Annotated in this window: 15 protein-coding genes; 9 read left to right on the top strand and 6 right to left on the bottom strand. The window is 64.0% G+C overall.

Annotated features, from left to right (window positions below):
- Positions 1 to 37 precede the first annotated feature (37 nt).
- Entirely contained in the window at positions 38 to 778 is a 741-nt protein-coding gene (locus ACOOE1_RS17135) for a ComF family protein (protein ID WP_420403417.1), read from the bottom strand.
- A 90-nt stretch (positions 779 to 868) separates the two neighbouring features.
- On the opposite strand from ACOOE1_RS17135, the gene ACOOE1_RS17130 reads away from it, so the two are divergent.
- The gene (locus ACOOE1_RS17130) at positions 869 to 1813 is read left to right on the top strand and encodes a methyltransferase domain-containing protein (protein WP_420403416.1); all 945 of its coding nucleotides are present in this window, start codon (positions 869 to 871) and stop codon (positions 1811 to 1813) included.
- Here the strand turns inward: ACOOE1_RS17130 and can are convergent.
- The 4 genes from can to ACOOE1_RS17110 all read right to left on the bottom strand — a co-directional run bounded on the left by can (position 1810) and on the right by ACOOE1_RS17110 (position 7775).
- Positions 1810 to 2460 carry a carbonate dehydratase gene (can, locus tag ACOOE1_RS17125; RefSeq protein WP_420403415.1) on the bottom strand — a complete coding sequence of 217 codons (651 nt, stop codon included), beginning with the start codon at positions 2458 to 2460 and terminating at the stop codon, positions 1810 to 1812. The genes ACOOE1_RS17130 and can overlap by 4 nt on opposite strands.
- Before the next feature lie 78 nt (positions 2461 to 2538).
- On the bottom strand, positions 2539 to 3372 hold the full coding sequence (locus tag ACOOE1_RS17120; RefSeq protein WP_420403414.1) for a sugar phosphate isomerase/epimerase family protein: 834 nt from the start codon (positions 3370 to 3372) through the stop codon (positions 2539 to 2541).
- Positions 3373 to 3505: 133 nt separating this feature from the next.
- Positions 3506 to 5089, bottom strand: coding sequence for a DUF3369 domain-containing protein (locus ACOOE1_RS17115; protein WP_420403413.1), 1584 nt, complete (start codon positions 5087 to 5089; stop codon positions 3506 to 3508).
- Complete coding sequence (locus ACOOE1_RS17110; protein WP_420403412.1) at positions 5082 to 7775, bottom strand: PAS domain S-box protein; 2694 nt, start codon at positions 7773 to 7775, stop codon at positions 5082 to 5084. The genes ACOOE1_RS17115 and ACOOE1_RS17110 overlap by 8 nt, the downstream gene beginning before the upstream one ends.
- A 365-nt stretch (positions 7776 to 8140) precedes the next feature.
- Between ACOOE1_RS17110 and ACOOE1_RS17105 the strand changes: the two genes are divergently transcribed.
- From ACOOE1_RS17105 to ACOOE1_RS17080, 6 genes are all read left to right on the top strand, one after another.
- A complete protein-coding gene (locus tag ACOOE1_RS17105) occupies positions 8141 to 8896 on the top strand; it encodes an SDR family NAD(P)-dependent oxidoreductase (protein WP_420403411.1) in 756 nt (251 codons plus the stop codon).
- Positions 8897 to 8925: 29 nt separating this feature from the next.
- Positions 8926 to 10086 carry a M20 family metallopeptidase gene (locus ACOOE1_RS17100; protein ID WP_420403410.1) on the top strand — a complete coding sequence of 387 codons (1161 nt, stop codon included), beginning with the start codon at positions 8926 to 8928 and terminating at the stop codon, positions 10084 to 10086.
- 124 nt (positions 10087 to 10210) lie between these two features.
- Positions 10211 to 10831: an NAD(P)H-dependent oxidoreductase gene (locus ACOOE1_RS17095; protein ID WP_420403409.1), complete on the top strand. Its 621-nt coding sequence runs from the start codon at positions 10211 to 10213 to the stop codon at positions 10829 to 10831.
- Positions 10831 to 12705: a monovalent cation:proton antiporter-2 (CPA2) family protein gene (locus tag ACOOE1_RS17090; protein ID WP_420403408.1), complete on the top strand. Its 1875-nt coding sequence runs from the start codon at positions 10831 to 10833 to the stop codon at positions 12703 to 12705. Before ACOOE1_RS17095 ends, ACOOE1_RS17090 begins: the two co-directional genes overlap by 1 nt.
- A gap of 104 nt (positions 12706 to 12809) precedes the next feature.
- Positions 12810 to 13382 carry a nitroreductase family protein gene (locus tag ACOOE1_RS17085; protein WP_420403407.1) on the top strand — a complete coding sequence of 191 codons (573 nt, stop codon included), beginning with the start codon at positions 12810 to 12812 and terminating at the stop codon, positions 13380 to 13382.
- Positions 13379 to 13843 (top strand): GNAT family N-acetyltransferase, encoded by a 465-nt coding sequence (locus tag ACOOE1_RS17080; protein WP_420403406.1) that lies wholly within the window; start codon positions 13379 to 13381, stop codon positions 13841 to 13843. Before ACOOE1_RS17085 ends, ACOOE1_RS17080 begins: the two co-directional genes overlap by 4 nt.
- Here ACOOE1_RS17080 and ACOOE1_RS17075 read toward each other — a convergent pair.
- Positions 13831 to 14736 carry a homocysteine S-methyltransferase family protein gene (locus tag ACOOE1_RS17075; protein WP_420403405.1) on the bottom strand — a complete coding sequence of 302 codons (906 nt, stop codon included), beginning with the start codon at positions 14734 to 14736 and terminating at the stop codon, positions 13831 to 13833. The two genes, ACOOE1_RS17080 and ACOOE1_RS17075, sit on opposite strands and share 13 nt — an antisense overlap.
- Positions 14737 to 14887: 151 nt before the next feature.
- On the opposite strand from ACOOE1_RS17075, the gene ACOOE1_RS17070 reads away from it, so the two are divergent.
- Both ACOOE1_RS17070 and ACOOE1_RS17065 read left to right on the top strand, forming a co-directional pair.
- A complete protein-coding gene (locus ACOOE1_RS17070) occupies positions 14888 to 15856 on the top strand; it encodes a TAXI family TRAP transporter solute-binding subunit (protein WP_420403404.1) in 969 nt (322 codons plus the stop codon).
- Between the two features lie 66 nt (positions 15857 to 15922).
- Entirely contained in the window at positions 15923 to 17722 is a 1800-nt protein-coding gene (locus tag ACOOE1_RS17065) for a TRAP transporter permease (protein WP_420403403.1), read from the top strand.
- Positions 17723 to 17752: the final 30 nt, after the last annotated feature.

The following is a 17752-nucleotide window of genomic DNA, read 5'->3' as shown; positions in this document are numbered from 1 at the left end:
AATCCAGCATGGGCCCGGCAGCGATGCAAGACCCCAGCTAGAACACGCGTGCAAGGGTCAGCATATCGACCCGCGCCGCTCCCGCCTTCCGGCAGGCACGGATGCAGGCATCTCCGGTGGCGCCGGAGGTCCAGACATCGTCGACCAGAAGCAGGTGACGCCCGGCGAGGCACTCCCGTCGGCCGTTCCGGACCGAGAAGGCGCCCCTGACATTGTCGCGCCGCGCAGCCCTGCCGAGGCCGCCCTGGCTCGGCGTCGGCCGGGAGCGGGCGAGTGACAGCGGGTCCCACGGCAGGCCCGTGATCCGCGCCAGATCCGCCGCAATGAGCGCGGACTGGTTGAAGCGCCGCCGCACCCGACGCCACGGATGCAGCGGCACGGGCAGGATAAGCGGATCGGAGCGAAAGAGCTCCTCTCCCGCAAGCAGCATCCAGCGGGCAAAGAGTTTCGCCAGGCTTTCGTCCCCGCCATGCTTGAAGCGCAGGATCATCTCCCGGCTCGCATCGTCATAGGCGAGCGCCGCGCGTGCCCGCCCGAAACGCGGCCGCTCGGCGATGCAGGCGCCGCAGAACGCATCCGCACCGACATCATATTCGAACGGCCGTCCGCAGCAGGCGCACCAGGGCGGGCCGATGAAGCGCAGCGCCGACCAGCAGGCCGCACAGAGCGCATCGTCGGCCACCACCAGGGCGCCGCATTTCTTGCAGCGCGGCGGCAGCACGAGATCGAACAGCCGTCGTCCGTTCTGAATGGCGAAAGTTCCGATGCTGCCGCTCACGCCGCCGCCGCGCCTCCCCGGTCAGGCCAGGCTCCAAGCCCCTGGCCTCTTGCCAATGGAACGGATTGACGCTTTTCCCGGAGCCGCGCGATGGCCTATACCAGCGCCATGATGGATCAGATGCTCGTCTTCGACCGCGCGCAGGTAAGGCGCAACCGGGACCGTGCCGCCGGGGATTACGCCGCGCACGACTTCCTGAAACGGGAGATCACAGAGCGCGTCGTCGACCGGATGTGCGACATCCAGCGGCGCTTCCCGCGCCTGCTCGACCTCGGGAGCCACAGCGGGCTGTTGCGGCGAGGACTTGCCCCGAAACTCGGCGTCGAGTGGACCGTCTGCCTGGACCCCTCCGATCGCTTCGCCGGAATGGCGTCAGCATCCGGACCTGCCGTCGCCGCGGAGGAAGAGCTGCTTCCCTTCGCGCCGGCAAGCTTCGACGCCATTGTCAGCACGCTTTCGCTGCATTGGGTGAACGATCTGCCGGGGGCCCTTGTCCAGGCGCGCGAGTGCCTGAAGCCGGACGGCCTCTTTCTCGGCGCCATGCTCGGCGGCGAGACCCTGCACGAGCTCCGGGCAGCGCTGACGGAAGCCGAAATCGAGGTGCTCGGCGGGGCCGGCCCCCGCGTCTCCCCGTTCGCGGAGCTGCAGGACGCAGCAGGCCTGATGCAGCGCGCCGGTTTCGCGTTGCCCGTGGTCGACAGCGATCTGCTCACCGTCACGTACGAGAATGTCTTCCTGTTGATGCACGAACTCCGCGGCATGGGCGAGGGCAATGCCATCGTCACCCGGCGCAAGGGGATGACGCCGCGCACCGTCTTCCTGCGCGCCGCCGAAATCTATCAGGCGCGTCATGGCGGCCCGAACGGGCGCGTTCCGGCAAGTTTCCAGATCCTCTATCTTACCGGATGGGCGCCGCACGCCTCACAGCAGAAGCCATTGCGCCCGGGCAGCGCAACGCACCGTCTGGCCGACGCCCTTGACGGCACCGAAATCTCCGCCGGCGACCCCGCTCAGCCCGGTCGCAACCGGCGCTAGAACCCGATATCGGTTCCAGGCAGCGCGACGCGGCGCGAGATCAGTCCCTCCGGCCCGCTGATGGTACATTCGAGATCGCGGATCCGGCCATCCTCCAGACCATAGGCCCAGCCGTGCAACTGCAGGGGTTTTCCAGACTTCCAGGTGGCCTGGACGATCGGGGTCCGGCCCAGTGTCTGTACCTGCGAACGGACGTTCAACTCGCAGAGTTTCTTGTGCCTGGCTTCGGGACCCGGGGATTCAGCGAGTTCGTGTTCGTACCGTTCGGCAACGTCACGAATCGGCTGCAGCCAGTGGTCGACGATGCCATGCTCCTCTCCGTCAACTGCCGCATGTACGCCACCGCAGCCGTAGTGACCGCAGACGATCACATGCTTGACCCCGAGTACTTCGATCGCGAATTCGAGCACCGAAAGCATGTTCAGGTCGCCGGGATGGACCAGATTCGCGACATTTCGGTGAACGAAGACCTCTCCCGGTTCGAGTCCGGTGATGACGTTCGCCGGGACCCGGCTGTCTGAGCAGCCGATCCAGAGAAATTCGGGCGCCTGCAGTCCCGAGAGCTTGTCGAAATAGGCGGGATCCTCGCGCAGTTTCCCCTCCGCCCACGCAACATTGTGCTGCAGAAGACTCGACAAATCGCGCATCTCTGACTCCCAATCCATCCGAACCCGGCTCGGATGGATAAAGGATCTTGCCGCACAAACCGAGAGAAAAAGCGCGGTCTAGCGGGCGAGCCCGGCGGCCGTCAGGAACTCCGCAGCCTCGAGGATACGGCTATGGTCGCGGATTTCGATGATCAGCCGAGGGTCCGAGTTCAGCGCCGACAGCGCGCGGAACACCGACGGCCAGCGGACCGTACCTTCGCCGAGTACCCAGTGGCGGTCGGCATAGCCGTCCGCATCCTGCAGGTGCACGTGCTCCAGCATGTTCCCCGCGGCAACGACGTAATAGTCGACCGGCGGCGCGCCGGTAGAGCCGTGCGCATAATGCGCGTGGCCGGTATCGATCGACACCTTCACCCGCTTGCTGGCGAAGGACTCGGCGAGGCGTACCCGCCAGCGCGGATCGATATCCTCGATATTCTCGATCACCAGGGTAACGCCAACCCTCTCCGCGTGCGCCACCACGTCGTCGAGCACGGCATGCACACGGCCAAAAGCATCTTCCAGATACCCCGGCTTGTTATCGAAATTGTTGTAGTCCCATGTCGTAAAGGGGCTGTGCACCACCATCTGCGTGGCGCCGATCTCCTCGCAGACGTCGAGGCCCTGCATCATCCGCTTGCGGACAACCTGGCGCACGTCGGGATCTTCCGTGGCGATTGTGAAGCCCCAGAACGGGCCGTGGATCCCCAACCGTCCTTCGTGTCCCTCGAGCTGCTTTCTGATCTCGACGGCGAGCGGCTTCCATTCCCCGTTCAGCGTCTCGGCCTTGAAGAAATCCTGAAGCTCCAGATCGCGCCGCCCGTCGATCAGCCAGTCGCGATAGGTTTCCAGCATGCGGACGGGCATGGCCGCCCCCACGGTAGGCAGGGGCCGGGTTGCGGTTGTCGTCATCGGCGGGACTCCGTTTGGCTATCAGTCGGAAATTCGACGGGACCGAGTTTGCCTCCGGCAGGATTTTCGGAACAAAGAAGTTTTCGAGAAATCCATTCGGACCAGTTTCCCCGGACGGCCGGGCCGGTCTGGTCTATTCGGCGTCCGCGGGCAGGTCCATGTAGCGCTCCCGGACCGAGGCGATCTCGCTCAGGTTCCGCATGAACAACTCGATGCCGCGCGGATCGAAATGACGACCGCTTTCCGCCTGCATGTATTCGACGATCCGCTCCATCGGCCAGGCCTGCTTGTAGACCCTGTCGCTTCCGAGCGCGTCGAAGACATCCGCGATCGCCGTGAGCCGCCCAAAGATATGGATGTCCTCGCCCGCTTTTCCGTTGGGGTAACCCGAGCCGTCCCACTTCTCGTGGTGCTCGAGGGCAATGATCGCGGCCGCCTTGAGGATCGTGCGGTTCGATCCGGCCAGCATATCGTGACCGAGCCGGGCATGGGACTTCATCGTCTCCCACTCATTCGGATCGAGTTTCCCCGGCTTGCTCAGGATCGCATCCGGAATGCCGATCTTTCCGATATCGTGCAACGGCGAGGCCAGCTTGACCAGTTCCACCTCCTCCTCGCCAAGCCCGTAGGCCTCGGCGAGAATCCGGCTGATTTCGGCCACTCGCTTCACATGATTGCCGGTTTCCTGCGACCGGGTCTCGACCGCCTCGCCGAGCATGTAGACGATCTCTCGCTGGGTTTCGGCGACGTCCTCATGCAGCTGAGCGTTCTCGAACGCAATCGAGACATTCTGTATGAACAATTTTAGCAGGTGACGGTCCATCGGGCTGATCATCCCGACGCCGGACATGTATGTCAGGTTCGTCGCCCCGTTGCGATCCTTGAAATAGCCGACGAAATCGCCGTCTTCGTAAGAACTCGCGGCCGAGGCGACCGCCTTGTCGAGGCGCGCCATCACCGGAGCGGGGAGAACATTCCGGGCATCGTCCCCTGTCAGGTCGTTGAAGGCACCGGTTCCCGCCAGGATCCGGAGATCCTCGCCCGCACTGGTGGTCGCCTGCCCTCCACGGGGCACGCTGTCCTGCAGATAGAGCGCACTCGGGTCGAACTGCAGCAGGGCCGTCAGTTGCTCGAGAGTACCCTTGGCGAACTTGTTCATCGATTTCAGTTCGAAGATATTCGCCGACGCCTTGATCACCTGCTCGAGACCATGGCGGTTCTGCTCGATGGTCACGATGTCGCGGTAGGCTCTCAGCGAACTGCAGAACAGCGTATAGAGTTTGGTCGCCGTAAGGTCCGTCTTTTCCTTGTAGTCATTGATGTCGTAATCGGCGATCACCTGCCGCTCCGGCGCCTGCCCGGGCTGTCCGGTCCGAAGCACGATCCGCGACTGCCAGTTGTTCAGCTCCTCGCGGATATAGCGGGCGACATCCAGCCCGGCATGTTCGCTTTCCATCACGACATCGAGCACAATCAGGGCGGGGTCCGGATGGTCCGCCAGGACCTCGCATGCCTCGGCACCCGAATAGCAACTGATGAAGCTGAGACCGCGTCCGGCGAACTCGAAGTCCGCCAGGGTCAGTTTCGTGACGTCGTGCATCCCCGGATCGTCATCGACGATCACGATCTTCCATTTGGGCTTCGGGGTCCCCGCGCCCGAAAGCTCGGGTTGAGCGTCGTCCTCCGCCGCGAACGTCAGTTCGTCGTCGTCACTCATTCTCGGTCTCCGGGCTCAGCGGGATCGTGATGTCGAAACGCGTTCCCAGCCCCTGGTTGCTGAAGCAGCGAATGGTTCCAGAAAGCTGAGTCGTTACCAAATTATACACGATATGCATGCCAAGACCGCTGCCGCCGGAACCGCGTCTGGTCGTGAAAAACGGCTCGAAGATGCGTGTCCGCGTGTCCGCATCCATCCCGTTTCCGTTGTCTTCGAAAGTGAGTCTCAGCTGATCGCCGAACTTCATGGTGCGAATCAGAATCGTCCCGTTCCGGTCGGGGCCGAAACCGTGTGTCAGCGCATTGACGACCAGATTGGAAAGTATCTGCGCAAAGGCCCCCGGATAGCTGTTGATGGAAAAGTCGGCATCCGTTTCCAGTTGCAGCTCTACTTTCGGATAGTGCTTGAGCTGCGGCATCAGACTGTCGACCGTTTCCCGCAGATAGGCGTCGATATTGAAGGTTCGGCGCAGTTCGCTCGACTGATCCACAGCGACCTGCTTGAAACTTCGGATCAGCTGCGCCGCACGGTTGAGATTGCTCTCGATGATCCGCGTGCCTTCATCCGCGGCGGCGAGGTAACTATCGAATTGTGAGCGTTTAACGTTATTGCACGCGAACGCGTCCTTGATCCTCAGGGTCTCCTCACGGACGTGACTGGCGGCCGTGACCGCCGTCCCGACCGGTGTGTTGATCTCGTGCGCGACACCTGCAACGAGGCCGCCGAGAGACGCCATCTTCTCCGACTGGACAAGTTCGTCCTGCGCCAGCTCCAGATCCCACAGAGCCTGCCTCAGAAGTTCTTCGCTTTCTTTCTGCTCCGTGACGTCGACAGCAACCGTCACCACGCTCCCGTCCCCGACTTCATGGCGGCGCACGCCGAAGACTTTTCCTGAAACGGCGTTGTACTCGTAAATCCCGGAGCTCGGACTGCGCAGGGCGTCGAACGCACTCCGGTAGTTCTGCTCGACATCGCCGATACCGAAATCGCCGCGTTCGGCCATGTAACGCAGCACGTCACCGTAGAACTTACCCGGATCGAGCAACCGGCTTGGGACATCAAGGATTTCACGCAGCTCGTCATTTACCAGAACGATGTTCTGATCCTTGTCGGTGAGAATGAGGCCGGCGGGCGCGTTGTCGATGGTCGAGCGGAGCTGCGCCTCCTTGCGGGAAAGCTCCTCCTCGATGGCCCTGCGGTTGGAAATGTCCAAATGCCAGACGATGGCAGCCTCTTTCCCGGCAAAGACAATCGGGCGTGAATAGTGCAGGCACCACCAGGTCGAACCGTCGTGGCGCCTGCGCAGGAGTTCCAGATCCGAGACAGGGTTTTGCGCAAAATCCCTCCGGCGGACCGCTTCCAGATCCTCGGGATCGGCATAGGTTTCCGCCGCGCCCCACTCCGAGAGCGGCGTTCCGGGCGGTATTCCGAACATTCTGGCCATCGCCTCGTTCGCATAAAGCCGGTTGAGGCCTTCCGGCTCTATGATCGTGATCCCGACGGGGCTGAGATCCAGAAGCTGCTGCAGACTGCGCTCGCTTTCCTTCAGGCGTTCCGCACTTTGCCTGAGTTCCAGTTCGGCCGCTCTCCGCTCGCTGACATCGCGGACGATCGCGCAGAAAAACGCCTGACCCGGAACATCCACCTGATTGACGGACAGTTCGATCGGGAAGACTTCCCCGCCGGACCGTTGCGCCAACAGCTCCGTCGAGTTCCCCGCAGTCCGGCTCTTCCCGGCGAAGAAATCACTGTCGAAGAGCTTTTCGTGATTCTCGGCGGCGTTGCGTTCCAGCAGCATCGCAATCGGCTCGCCCGCCAATGTATCCGGCTCATAGCCGAAGATCGTCTTCACCGCCCTGTTGGCGGAGATAATCCGACCGTCGACATCCACCGTGATGATCGCTTCTGCCGCGCCGTCCACGATGTTCCGGTGCATCGCCTCGCTCAGCTCGAGTTCGACCTGCACCGCCTTGCGTTTCGCTATTTCCGCCTGAAGTTCGGATGTCCGGATAGACACGAGTTCTTCCTGGCGCGAATTCAGCGCCTGGATTTCCTCCAACCGCTCAACCCGCTCGGTGACGTCCATGAGTGTGCCGAAAATCGCGATCTTCTTCTCGCCCTCATAGAGCGGGCCCTCGCGCGCCTCCACCCAACGCACGGTTCCATCGGCGCGCAAGATACGGCATTCGGTGGCATTCTCGGCGTCGGTCTTCCAGACCCGCCGGAACCATTCGTCTATGGCGGCGCGATCTTCCGGATGGACCAGTTTGATGAACTCCCCCCACCCGGGCGTCACATCCGACTGGTTCAAACCGAGAATTCTAAAGGATTCTTCCGACCATACGATCTCGTCGGTTTCGAGCACCCAGTACCAGGAGCCAATCCGGCCGATCCGTTCCGCATGGCGCCGCGCGATCAGGTCCGGGAGGATCTCGCTCGACCCGCTTCGATCCGAAGACGGTCCCCGCCCGCCGCGCGCAAGTCCGAGATAGAGGAACAGAAATGAAGCGACCCCGATAGCAATGGACGCACTCCAGTTCCGGCCCGGCGCTTCATACAGATAGGCGGATACCCGTTCCGGTTCGAACCAGAGGAAGCTGAGATGGATCAAGGAAAGAACGGCAGCCGCGCCGGCAAACCCGATTCCCAGTTCCCGCCTGAATCTCACGCCTGTCGCGCGTTGCATCCGATCTCAGTCCCTGAACGGCACCAAACCCGGAAGCTAGCCGCCCGGTCGTTAAGAAGGCGTAAAGCAGCGGCATGGCGTGATGCCGAATGCTTTGAGGTCGCACGCTTTTGCCGTGGAATGTCCCTCATTCGCAAGCGAAGCCGAGCTCTTGCGCGCGCCACGGCGGTACTGCTCCGTTCCATGGCCCGCCGCGTCCCGTTCAGCGCGTTCGCCGGGCACAGATCGCCCCCCGGTGATGCTTCCCATGACCTGACCCGGCACCGCTCTCCTTCCGCAGCGGATATTGTACTTTTTGCCGGTGACACTCAGAGTGTCCGTGTCGATCGAACGGCCATGGAAAAGAGTTGGGGGCAGGGATGAAAATGTTTGATCTGGGCGGCCGGGTCGCTGCGGTAACCGGCGGCAACGGCGGCATTGGCCTCGCGATGGCAGAAGGCCTCGCCGCGTGCGGCGCATCGATCCTCGTCATCGGACGCAATGCGGAAAAGAACCGAAACGCCGAAGAAACACTGAAGAAGCATGGCGTAGAGGCCGCCTCCGTCACCGCGGACGTCACCGGCGAAGAGGACTGCGCGGCGGCAATGAAGACCGCGAAGGAACGCTTCGGGCGGCTCGACATCCTGGTCAACAATGCCGGCACAAACATCCGCAACGCGCCACACAAACTCTCCCTCTCGGACTGGCAGACGGTGATCGCGACCAATCTCACCAGTGCCTTCATCTGCAGCAACGCGGCCTACCCGCTGCTCGCCGTCCAGGGCGGCAAGATCATCAATATCGGCTCCATGTTGTCGATCTTCGGCTCAAGCTATGGTGCTGCCTATGCCGCCAGCAAGGGCGGCATCGTGCAGCTCACCAAATCGCAGGCCGTCGCATGGGCGCCGGACAACATCCAGGCGAACGCGATCCTGCCCGGATGGATCAATACCGATCTGACGCGCCAGGCGCGCATCGATGTCGAGGGGCTGCACGACCGTATCGAGAGCCGCACCCCGGCCGCGCGCTGGGGCGACCCCGAGGATCTTTCGGGCATCGCCGCCTTCCTCGCGAGCCCGGCCTCCGATTTTGTTACCGGCACGGCCATCCCGGTCGATGGCGGTTTCTCCGTGAATATCTGACTGCATTCTACGAATCCCAAGGAACTGACATGACATCCAAGATTGACGAGGTCCTGAACTGGCTCGACGGCCAGCGCGAGGCAATGACCGACCTGCTGGAAGAGCTGGTGAACACCGAGTCCGGCTCTTACAACAAGCCTGGCGTCGACGCCGTCGGGGCGAAGATCGAAGCGCATCTGAACGCCGCCGGGATCAAGACGGAGCGGGTCGGAGCGGACGATTTCGGCGACTGCATCCGGGCCGAGATTTCCGCCGCGACGGGCGGCGCCAACCGGCATATCGTGCTGATGGGCCACCGCGACACCGTGTTCCCGGACGGCACCGTCGCCGAGCGTCCCTTCACCCGTGACGGCGATATCGCTTACGGCCCGGGCGTCGCCGACATGAAATCGGGCCTGGTGATGAACACCTTCATCATCGAGGCCTTCCACAAGTTCGGCGGCGCGCCCTTCCCGCTGGTCGCGCTCTATACCGGCGACGAGGAAATCGGTTCTCCCTCCGGCCGCCCGGTGATCGAAGCGACGGCGCGCGGCGCGCGGGCGGTGTTCAATGCCGAGCCCGGCCGCGAGACCGGCAACGTGGTGACCGGCCGGAAGGGTGCCTCTTTCTTCAAGTTCGAGGTCACCGGTATCGCCGCCCATTCCGGCGGACAGCCCGAACGGGGCGTCAGCGCGATCGAGGAGATGGCGCGCAAAATCCAGGCCCTGCACACGCTGACGAATTTCGAGACCGGCGTCACCGTCAATGTCGGCCTCGTCTCCGGCGGCAGCTCGGTCAATACCGTCGCACCGCATTGCACGGCCGAGGTCGATGTCCGCTTCAAGACCATGGAGCAGCGCGACCAGGTCTGGAAGGACATCCAGGCCATTCTCGATACCACGCATCTCAAGGGCACCGAGACACGCGTCGTCATGGAGCGCGGCTTCCTGCCGCTGACCATGTCCGGCGACAGCCAGGATATCTTCCAGCTCTATGTCGACGGCGCGGCCGAACTCGGATTGAAGATCGACGGGGAATATTCCGGCGGCAGCGCGGACAGCGGCTTCACAGCCCAGGTCGGCACGCCGACGCTGTGCTCCACCGGCCCGGTCGGCGGCGGCGCGCACAGCATCAAGGAATATTGCCGCCTCGACACCATGGTTCCGCGGGCGAAGGCCGTGGCGCTGGCGATATCACGCCTCAGCGCCTGATCCGGCCAAAGGGGGCCTCATTTTGCCGCGGCCGCCGGCAGGCGGCCGCGCGTTGATCTGGACTTTGCCGGCCCGACACCGCATTTCTCTCTGAGGGATAGGCTTTTCGGGGGAGATTCAACTCATGGCGAACGTTCTGGTTCTCTTTGCCCACCCGAGAACCGATCGTTCGGTCGCCAATACCGCGCTCGTTGAAGCCGCCGGCGACATGAAGGGTGTGGAACTCATCGATCTCTACGGCGAGTACCCCGATTTCGACATCGATATCGACCGCGAACAGCAAAGACTGATCGATGTTGACGTTCTCGTTCTGCAACATCCGGTCTATTGGTATTCAAGCCCCGCACTGCTGAAGGAATGGCAGGACCTGGTGCTCGAGTACGGTTTTGCCTACGGCACGGGCGGCACCGCGCTCACCGGCAAGACCATGCTTCAGGTCGCGACCTGCGGCACCGCCCGCGACGCTTACCGCAAGAATGGCAAATACGAGAACGAACTGCGCACCCTGTTCTCGCCGTTCGAACAGACCGCCAAGTTCTGCGGCATGAACTATATCGCCCCCTTCGGCGTCTTCGCTGCCGAGGACGCCGAGGAGGAAGGCCGTCTGGAGAGTATCGTCGCAGATTATGCGCGGCTGCTGGGCGCACTTCGCGACGAGACACTCAATCTCGAGAAAGCCGCCGCCGCGCCTCTCATGAACGACATACTCGACGAGTTGCTCACCTCGGATGCGGTGGCCAGGTAATGGGTTTTTTTCAGGACGCGTTCATTTATCTCCTGGCCGCCGTCGTCGCCGTCACGGCGTCGCACCGGCTCGGTCTCGGATCGGTGCTCGGCTATCTCTTCGCCGGTATCGCGATCGGTCCGGTTCTCGGATATGTCGGCGGTTCCGAGACGGAGTCGGTAAAGCATTTCGCCGAGTTCGGCGTCGTCATCATGCTCTTCCTCATCGGTCTCGAGCTCGAACCGCAGATGATCTGGCGGTTGCGCTGGCAGCTTCTCGGTCTGGGGGGCCTTCAGGTCGCGCTGACCACCGCGGCACTGACCGGCGCGGCAATGGCGGTCGGATTCACGTGGCAGGCAGCGCTGGTCATCGGCATGACCCTGGCCCTTTCCTCGACCGCCATCGTGCTGCAGACCCTGAACGAAAAGGGCTGGATGCGATCGAGAGGCGGACAATCCTCGTTTTCCGTTCTGCTGTTCCAGGACATTTCCGTCATCCCGATGCTCGCCATCCTGCCGCTGCTTGCCGTCGGCGATCCGATCCCGGTCGACGGTGCGGGGGCACCTGCCGTTCACGGAAACATGCTGGACGGTTTCCCGGGCTGGTTCCAGACGCTGGTAATCGTCGCCACCATCGCCGCGATCATCCTCGCCGGACGGTTTCTCGTACGGCCGGCTTTCCGTCTGATCGCCGCCTCCCGGATGCGCGAGCTCTTCACGGCCGCGGCCCTGCTGATCGTGGTTTCGACCGCGCTCCTGATGGACCTGGTCGGGGTATCCGCCGCGCTCGGCGCCTTCCTGGCCGGCGTGGTGCTCTCCACCAGCGAGTACCGGCACGCGATCGAGAGCGATATCGAACCGTTCAAGGGCCTGCTGCTCGGCCTTTTCTTCATTTCGGTCGGCGCCGGGATCGATTTCCAGCTCCTGTTCTCGGAGTTCCTCGTGATTATCGGTATCGCGCTCGGGATCATTCTCGTGAAGGCCCTGGTACTCCTTGCTCTCGCGGGAATTTTCCGCCTTCCCTGGCAGGACACCTGGATGTTCGGTCTCGGCCTTGCGCAGTCCGGCGAATTCGCCTTCGTCCTGTTCGGATTCGCCGGCTCCAGCGGCGCGCTGGCGGGCAGCCTCGTCGAGGTCCTGATCCTCGCGGTCGCGGTCACCATGCTGCTGACGCCGCTCCTGTTCATCCTGTTCGAGCGCTATGTCGCGCCGCGCACCGTCAGTTCGGTTGCACGCCCGGCGGACGAGATCCCCGAGCCCGGCACCATCGTGATCGCCGGTGTCGGCCGCGTCGGCCAGATCATCGCCCGCCTGATGATGGCCGAGGGCTACAAGATCGTGGTGCTCGACCACGACCCGAACCTCGTCGAGCGGATGCGGCAGACCGGCGTACACAGCTATTACGGCGACGCCACCCGTCCGGACCTGCTCGAAGCCGCCGGACTTGGCGAGGCCCAGGTCTTCGTCGCCGCGCTCGACGACCAGGGTCAGCAGACCGCGATGGTCCGTCACGTGGCGGAGCATTATCCGAAATGCCGCATCGTCGCCCGCGCCTTTGACCGTCATCATCTCTACGAACTGGAAAATGCCGGCGCGCATGCGATCGAGCGCGAAGCCTTCGAAGGCGCCCTCTCGCTCGGCAAGCGCACCCTGCGGGAACTCGGCCTGCACCCGTTCCGGGCGGAGCAGAAGGTCCGCGCCTTCCGCCGCCACGACATGCAGACGGTCGACGTGCTCCGGGATTACTGGGCCGGCGGCATGGGAAAGAAATACTTGAATGCCGTGCGCGAAAGGCTCGACGAGCTGATGCAGGTGATGCGCTCGGACCGGATCGCCGGCAAGAACATGCCGGATCGCGAATGGTCGCCGCCGCCATCCGAGGATTCGGAACGTTGATGGCTGAAACCGGTCAACCCCAGGGCTTTTCAGCGTCCACGAAATAAAATAGAACCGATCCGGTCTCTATTAAGTCAATCCCACCCACTCAGAGGACATATCCCGTGGAAGCCATCGACCTTCTGCTGACCCGCCGTTCCGTCGTCGTCAAGGACATGGTCGGGCCGGGCCCCGACGCGGCGGAACTGGAGAAAATCCTGACGGCCGGAACCCGGGTCCCGGACCACGGCAAGATAGGGCCATGGCGTATCCAGGTGCTGCACGAGAAAGGCCAGGCGGCTCTCGGAGAGGTCTTCGCCAGCCGCTTTGCCGAGATCTGGGGCGAAGATGCGACCGAGAACATGATCGCCTTCGAGCGCGCCCGTCCGAGCCGCGCTCCCGTCCTTCTCGTGGTGACCGCCGACCTGCACCCGGATCACAAGATACCGCTTATCGAGCAGCAGATGTCCGGCGGCGCGGTCTGCATGAACCTGCTGAACGCCGCTCATGCGCTCGGTTACGTCGCCCAGTGGCTGACCGAATGGCCGGCCTTCGATGCCGGCGTGAAGCAGGCGCTGGGCCATGCACCCGAGACCGACATCATCGGCTTCATTTATATCGGCAGCGCCACCGGCGCGCCGCAGGAACGGGTGCGGCCGGATCTCGCGACCGTGGTTTCCGAATGGACCGGAGTGTGAGCGGACTCGATATCCGTCGCGCAACAACGGCGGACATTCCGCGGGTCGCCGGTATCTACCGGGATGCCCGGCTGCACGCCTACCACGGCCTGGTTCCGGATCCGGACATCATCGCGAGCGCCGCGCCCGACAGGCCGAAATGGCGCGAGCTGCTCGCCGACCCTGCGGTCTCCGTCTTCGTCGCCGAGCGCGACGGCGCGATCGTCGCCATGGCCATCATGGAGGGAGTGAAGCTCGAATCCCTCCACGTCGATCCGGCGGCGCATGGCAGCGGCATCGGGCAGAGGTTCCTCGCCTTCTGCCGGCAGCAGGCCGGGCCCGGCATGGAGCTCTACTGTCTCGCCGGCAATCACCGCGCGATCGAATTCTATTGCAAGGCAGGGATGCGGCAGGCCGGAGATGTCGACCAACTGATCTTCGGCAAGATCTATCCCGCCCACCGCTTTGTCTACGAGGACTGACCCGGCGCCTTGAGGCCCCGCGAGAGGGCTTCGATATGCCTGCATCCTATTCCGCAGCACCCGCCGATGACCGTGGCGCCCAGCGCCTGCCAGCGCCGTGCCCATCGGACATAGGTATCGGGATCGAGGTCGTGGCGAATCTCCTCGATACCGTCATTCGCGGGTCTCTCGTCGGCCGGTTTCGTGAAGGCATTGGCATAGACCCCGATCCGGACGCCGTCAGGTACGGTCGCCGCCGCCTGCCGCAGTCCTGTCTCCATGACTTCGGGCGCGCTGCAGTTGAACAGCACCGCTTCGGCACCCGCGGCAACCGCGGCTTCGACCGCCGCAGGCACCGCCTCTCCGGAGCGGAGGCGCGCCGCGCTCGGATCGGGATCGTCGTCCTCCAGCGTGTAGGACACCCAGAGCGGCTTCGCCGCCGCCGACGACACCTTGGCGGCAGCCTCCATCTCCTCGATGCTGCTCATCGTCTCGAGCAACCAGAGATCGGCATAGGGCGCGAGACCCGCAACGATTTCGCCGAGCAGCGCCGGCGCTTGGACCGGATCGAAATCCTGAGGGAGATAGGAGCCGAAGACGGGAGGAACGCAGCCCGCGACGCGGACACCCTTCCTCCGCGCCGCGGCCGTGCGCGCCAAACGCCCCGACAGTTCGATCAGCGAACGGCCGTCTGCGGCGAACCTCTCCTCTCCGAGATGAAAGGGCACAACGGCATAATTGTTCGTCGTGATCACCTCGGCGCCGGACTCGATGAATTCGGCATGGACGCGTCCGACGATGTCAGGCGTTTCGATCAGCGCGAGCGCCGACCATTCTGGTTGACGAAACGGCGCGCCGAGCCGCTCGAGTTCGCGCGACATCCCGCCGTCCAGAATGACGATATCCTCCTGCATCACGGGGATCCTCCACCGCTGTCATATCGGGGTAGTCTGCCGGTCCGGCGCCGGTGCGCGCGACATGGCACTCATCCCGATAAGCCTATTGCCCGGGGGCCGCAAGACGCTTACCACTCGACCGGACAAATCTGATCTCCCGGGAGGAATAATGACCAAATTCGGAAAGCTGCTCTGCTCCGGCCTGCTCGCGGCGGCGATCGCGTCGCCGGCCTTCTTCGCGCCGGAGGCCACGGCCGAAACCCGCGTGACCTACAAGTCCGCGAAATCGACCTCGTCCTACTACCAGATGGCCGTGCAGGTCGCCGAGGCTGTCAAGAAGGCGACCGGCGGCGCCATGGTGCTGACCGTCGAGGAAAGCCAGGGCTCGGTCCAGAACGTCAAGGAGGCGGCGCGCCGGCCCGGCAACTACGTCTTCACGACTCCGCCCGCACTGGTCAAGCTGGCCATGGGCAACAAGAAGATGTTCGAGGGCGATGCGGATTATTCCGGCATTCGCGCACTCTTCCCTATCCCGTCGCTGACCATGCATTTCGTCGTTCGCGCCGACAGCGGCGTGGCAACCTTCGCGGACCTGGACGGCAAGAGCTTCATCATCGGCAAGGGCAGCTTCGGCGCCCGTGAAGCGGCAAAGAATTTCGAGCTTTTCGGACTCGACGGCAAGATCAAGCTGGTAGATGCGGAACTGAACGCCGCCGTTCCGGCGCTGAAGAACCGGCAGGTCGACGGCTTCGCCACCGCCGGGTCCTTTCCGGCCCCGAACGTGATCGAGGCTGCCGCGGGCACCGAGGTGCGCGTGCTCTCGATGACGGACGAGCAGGTCAAGGCAACCAAGCGCACCAAGCTGGTGATCCCGGCCGGGACCTATCCGGGGGTCGATTACGACGTCACCACCACTTCGCTGCCGGTGGTCGCCTACAGTACCACCAACATGAGCGACGACGACGCCTATGCGCTCACCAAAGCCTATTGGGAAGCCAAGGCCGACATGGGCAAGAGCGCGAAATGGTGGAACGGCGTGAAGCCGGAGATGCTGGCCAACGTGATCGGCAAGCTACACCCGGGCGCGGCACGTTACTACGCCGAAGCCGGCATCGCGGTTCCCGACGCGCTCAAGTAGCAGCCAACCTGAAACGAAGGGCGCTCCGGCGCCCTTCGTCCTGATTTCCCGACCGAGTTCCCGCACATGCCCACGCCCAGAGACGAGCGGATCGCGCAAGCGCGCATCGTAACCGGCCTCGTCACCCTGCTTGCCTTCCTCTCGGTTGGCTTCCACGTCACCCTGATCTTCACAGGCTTGCTTCCGAACCTCGTCGTCCGGCCGCTGCATCTCGCGCTCGCACTGCCCTGGGTTTTCGTGATCGGCGCGGGCGGAACGCAATTCTCGCGCGCCACCGGCTGGCTCTGCGCCGGAGCCGGCATCGCGATCTGTCTCTATATCGCGCTCAATGCGGAGACTCTCGGCGACCAGTACGGCTACACCGAAGGCTGGCCACAGCGCATCGGCGGCATCCTGATCATCCTGATGGTGCTGGAGATGGCCCGCCGTGCGGTCAAGCTGGCACTTCCGTCTCTCGCCGTCATCGCGCTGCTCTACGGTCTCTTCGGCCAGCATCTGCCGGGCGAGTTCGGTCATCCGGGCCTTCCCTTCGACAGTCTGCTCGGCACCCTGACCATTGCCGAAGGCGGGCTCTGGGGACCGCTCACCGGTGTATCGGTCAATATCGTCGCCGTCTTCATCGTGCTCGGCGCGGTTGTCGGTGCGGGACATGGCGGCACCGGCTTCATGAATGTCGCGACCCGGCTCGCCGGGCGGCTGAAAGGCGGCGCGGCCAAGGTCTCCGTCCTCGCCTCCGCCTTGTTCGGCTCGATCAGCGGTTCGGCCTCGGCAAACGTCGCCTCGACCGGCGCCTTCACGATCCCGACCATGCGCCGGCTCGGCTATCCGGCACCGCTCGCCGCCGCGGTTGAGGCCGTCGCCTCTTCCGGTGGCCAGATCATGCCGCCGCTGATGGGCGCCGGCGCCTTCGTCATGGTCGAACTCCTCTCGACCACCTACGACGTCATCGTCGCCGCCGCGATCCTGCCGGCACTGCTCTTCTTCCTTGCCGTCTGGTTCGGCATCGACTGGTTCGCGGCACGCGACGGCCTGAAGTCGATGGACGAGTCCGAGATCCCGGACCGGCGCGCCGTCCTGACTACCGTGCCGTTCTTCGCGATTCCCTTCGGCGCCCTGCTGATCGTGCTCTTCGGTACCGGCTACACGCCGCAATATGCCGCCGGCATAGCGATCTTCGCCGCCACCGCGATGCTGCCGCTTGACACAAGCGGCTTCGCCGGGCTCCGCGTGACGTGGGAGCGGGTCTGCACCGCCAGCATCGAGGCCGCCCGGCAGATCGCCATGATCGCCTCGATCATCCTCTGCGCCGGCATCATCATCGGCGTTCTGAACATGACCGGGCTCGGCGTGAAGGTGACCTCGGCGATCCTCTCCTTCTCCGGCGGCCAGCTCTGGGCGGCGCTGCTGTTGACCGCGCTTGCCTGCCTGATCCTCGGCATGGAGGTGCCGACCACGGCGGCCTACGTGATCTGCATTTCGGTCGCGGGCCCGGCCCTTCAGGAACTCGGCCTGCCGCCGTTGACGGCGCATCTCTTCGTCTTCTGGTACGCCCTGCTCTCCACGATCACCCCGCCGGTCTGCGGCACCGTCTTCATCGCGGCGGGCATGGCCGACGCACCCTGGCTGAAGGTCGCCGGCCATGCGATGCGGCTCGGCATCGGGCTCTATGTCGTTCCGCTCGGCATCGTCGCCAATCCGGCGCTGATCGCGCTGACCGACACGCCGCTCTTTGCGCTCGGCGCTTTTCTCAAGCTCGCGGCCGGTCTCGCGCTGATGAGCTGGGGGCTGGTCAACCTCAAGGCCGGGCTGCGCGCCCTCGCCGCCTTCGCCGGCGGCGTCGCTGTGGTCTTCGCCTTCGGTATCTGATCTGATCCAGCCACGTCACCGTCCCAGAAA

The organism is Nisaea sp. (assembly GCF_965216895.1).
Lineage (GTDB): Bacteria > Pseudomonadota > Alphaproteobacteria > Thalassobaculales > Thalassobaculaceae > Nisaea.
Note: the sequence above shows the minus strand (reverse complement) of the source record. Positions and strands in the feature narration are given on the sequence as shown.

What these genes read in the sequence shown, in the direction of transcription:
- ACOOE1_RS17130 (WP_420403416.1), top strand. Translation starts at nt 869, where the DNA reads ATGGCCTATACCAGCGCCATGATGGATCAGATGCTCGTCTTCGACCGC.
- can (WP_420403415.1), bottom strand. Translation starts at nt 2,460, where the DNA reads ATGCGCGATTTGTCGAGTCTTCTGCAGCACAATGTTGCGTGGGCGGAG.
- ACOOE1_RS17120 (WP_420403414.1), bottom strand. Translation starts at nt 3,372, where the DNA reads ATGACGACAACCGCAACCCGGCCCCTGCCTACCGTGGGGGCGGCCATG.
- ACOOE1_RS17115 (WP_420403413.1), bottom strand. Translation starts at nt 5,089, where the DNA reads ATGAGTGACGACGACGAACTGACGTTCGCGGCGGAGGACGACGCTCAA.
- ACOOE1_RS17110 (WP_420403412.1), bottom strand. Translation starts at nt 7,775, where the DNA reads ATGCAACGCGCGACAGGCGTGAGATTCAGGCGGGAACTGGGAATCGGG.
- ACOOE1_RS17105 (WP_420403411.1), top strand. Translation starts at nt 8,141, where the DNA reads ATGTTTGATCTGGGCGGCCGGGTCGCTGCGGTAACCGGCGGCAACGGC.
- ACOOE1_RS17100 (WP_420403410.1), top strand. Translation starts at nt 8,926, where the DNA reads ATGACATCCAAGATTGACGAGGTCCTGAACTGGCTCGACGGCCAGCGC.
- ACOOE1_RS17095 (WP_420403409.1), top strand. Translation starts at nt 10,211, where the DNA reads ATGGCGAACGTTCTGGTTCTCTTTGCCCACCCGAGAACCGATCGTTCG.
- ACOOE1_RS17090 (WP_420403408.1), top strand. Translation starts at nt 10,831, where the DNA reads ATGGGTTTTTTTCAGGACGCGTTCATTTATCTCCTGGCCGCCGTCGTC.
- ACOOE1_RS17075 (WP_420403405.1), bottom strand. Translation starts at nt 14,736, where the DNA reads ATGCAGGAGGATATCGTCATTCTGGACGGCGGGATGTCGCGCGAACTC.
- ACOOE1_RS17070 (WP_420403404.1), top strand. Translation starts at nt 14,888, where the DNA reads ATGACCAAATTCGGAAAGCTGCTCTGCTCCGGCCTGCTCGCGGCGGCG.
- ACOOE1_RS17065 (WP_420403403.1), top strand. Translation starts at nt 15,923, where the DNA reads ATGCCCACGCCCAGAGACGAGCGGATCGCGCAAGCGCGCATCGTAACC.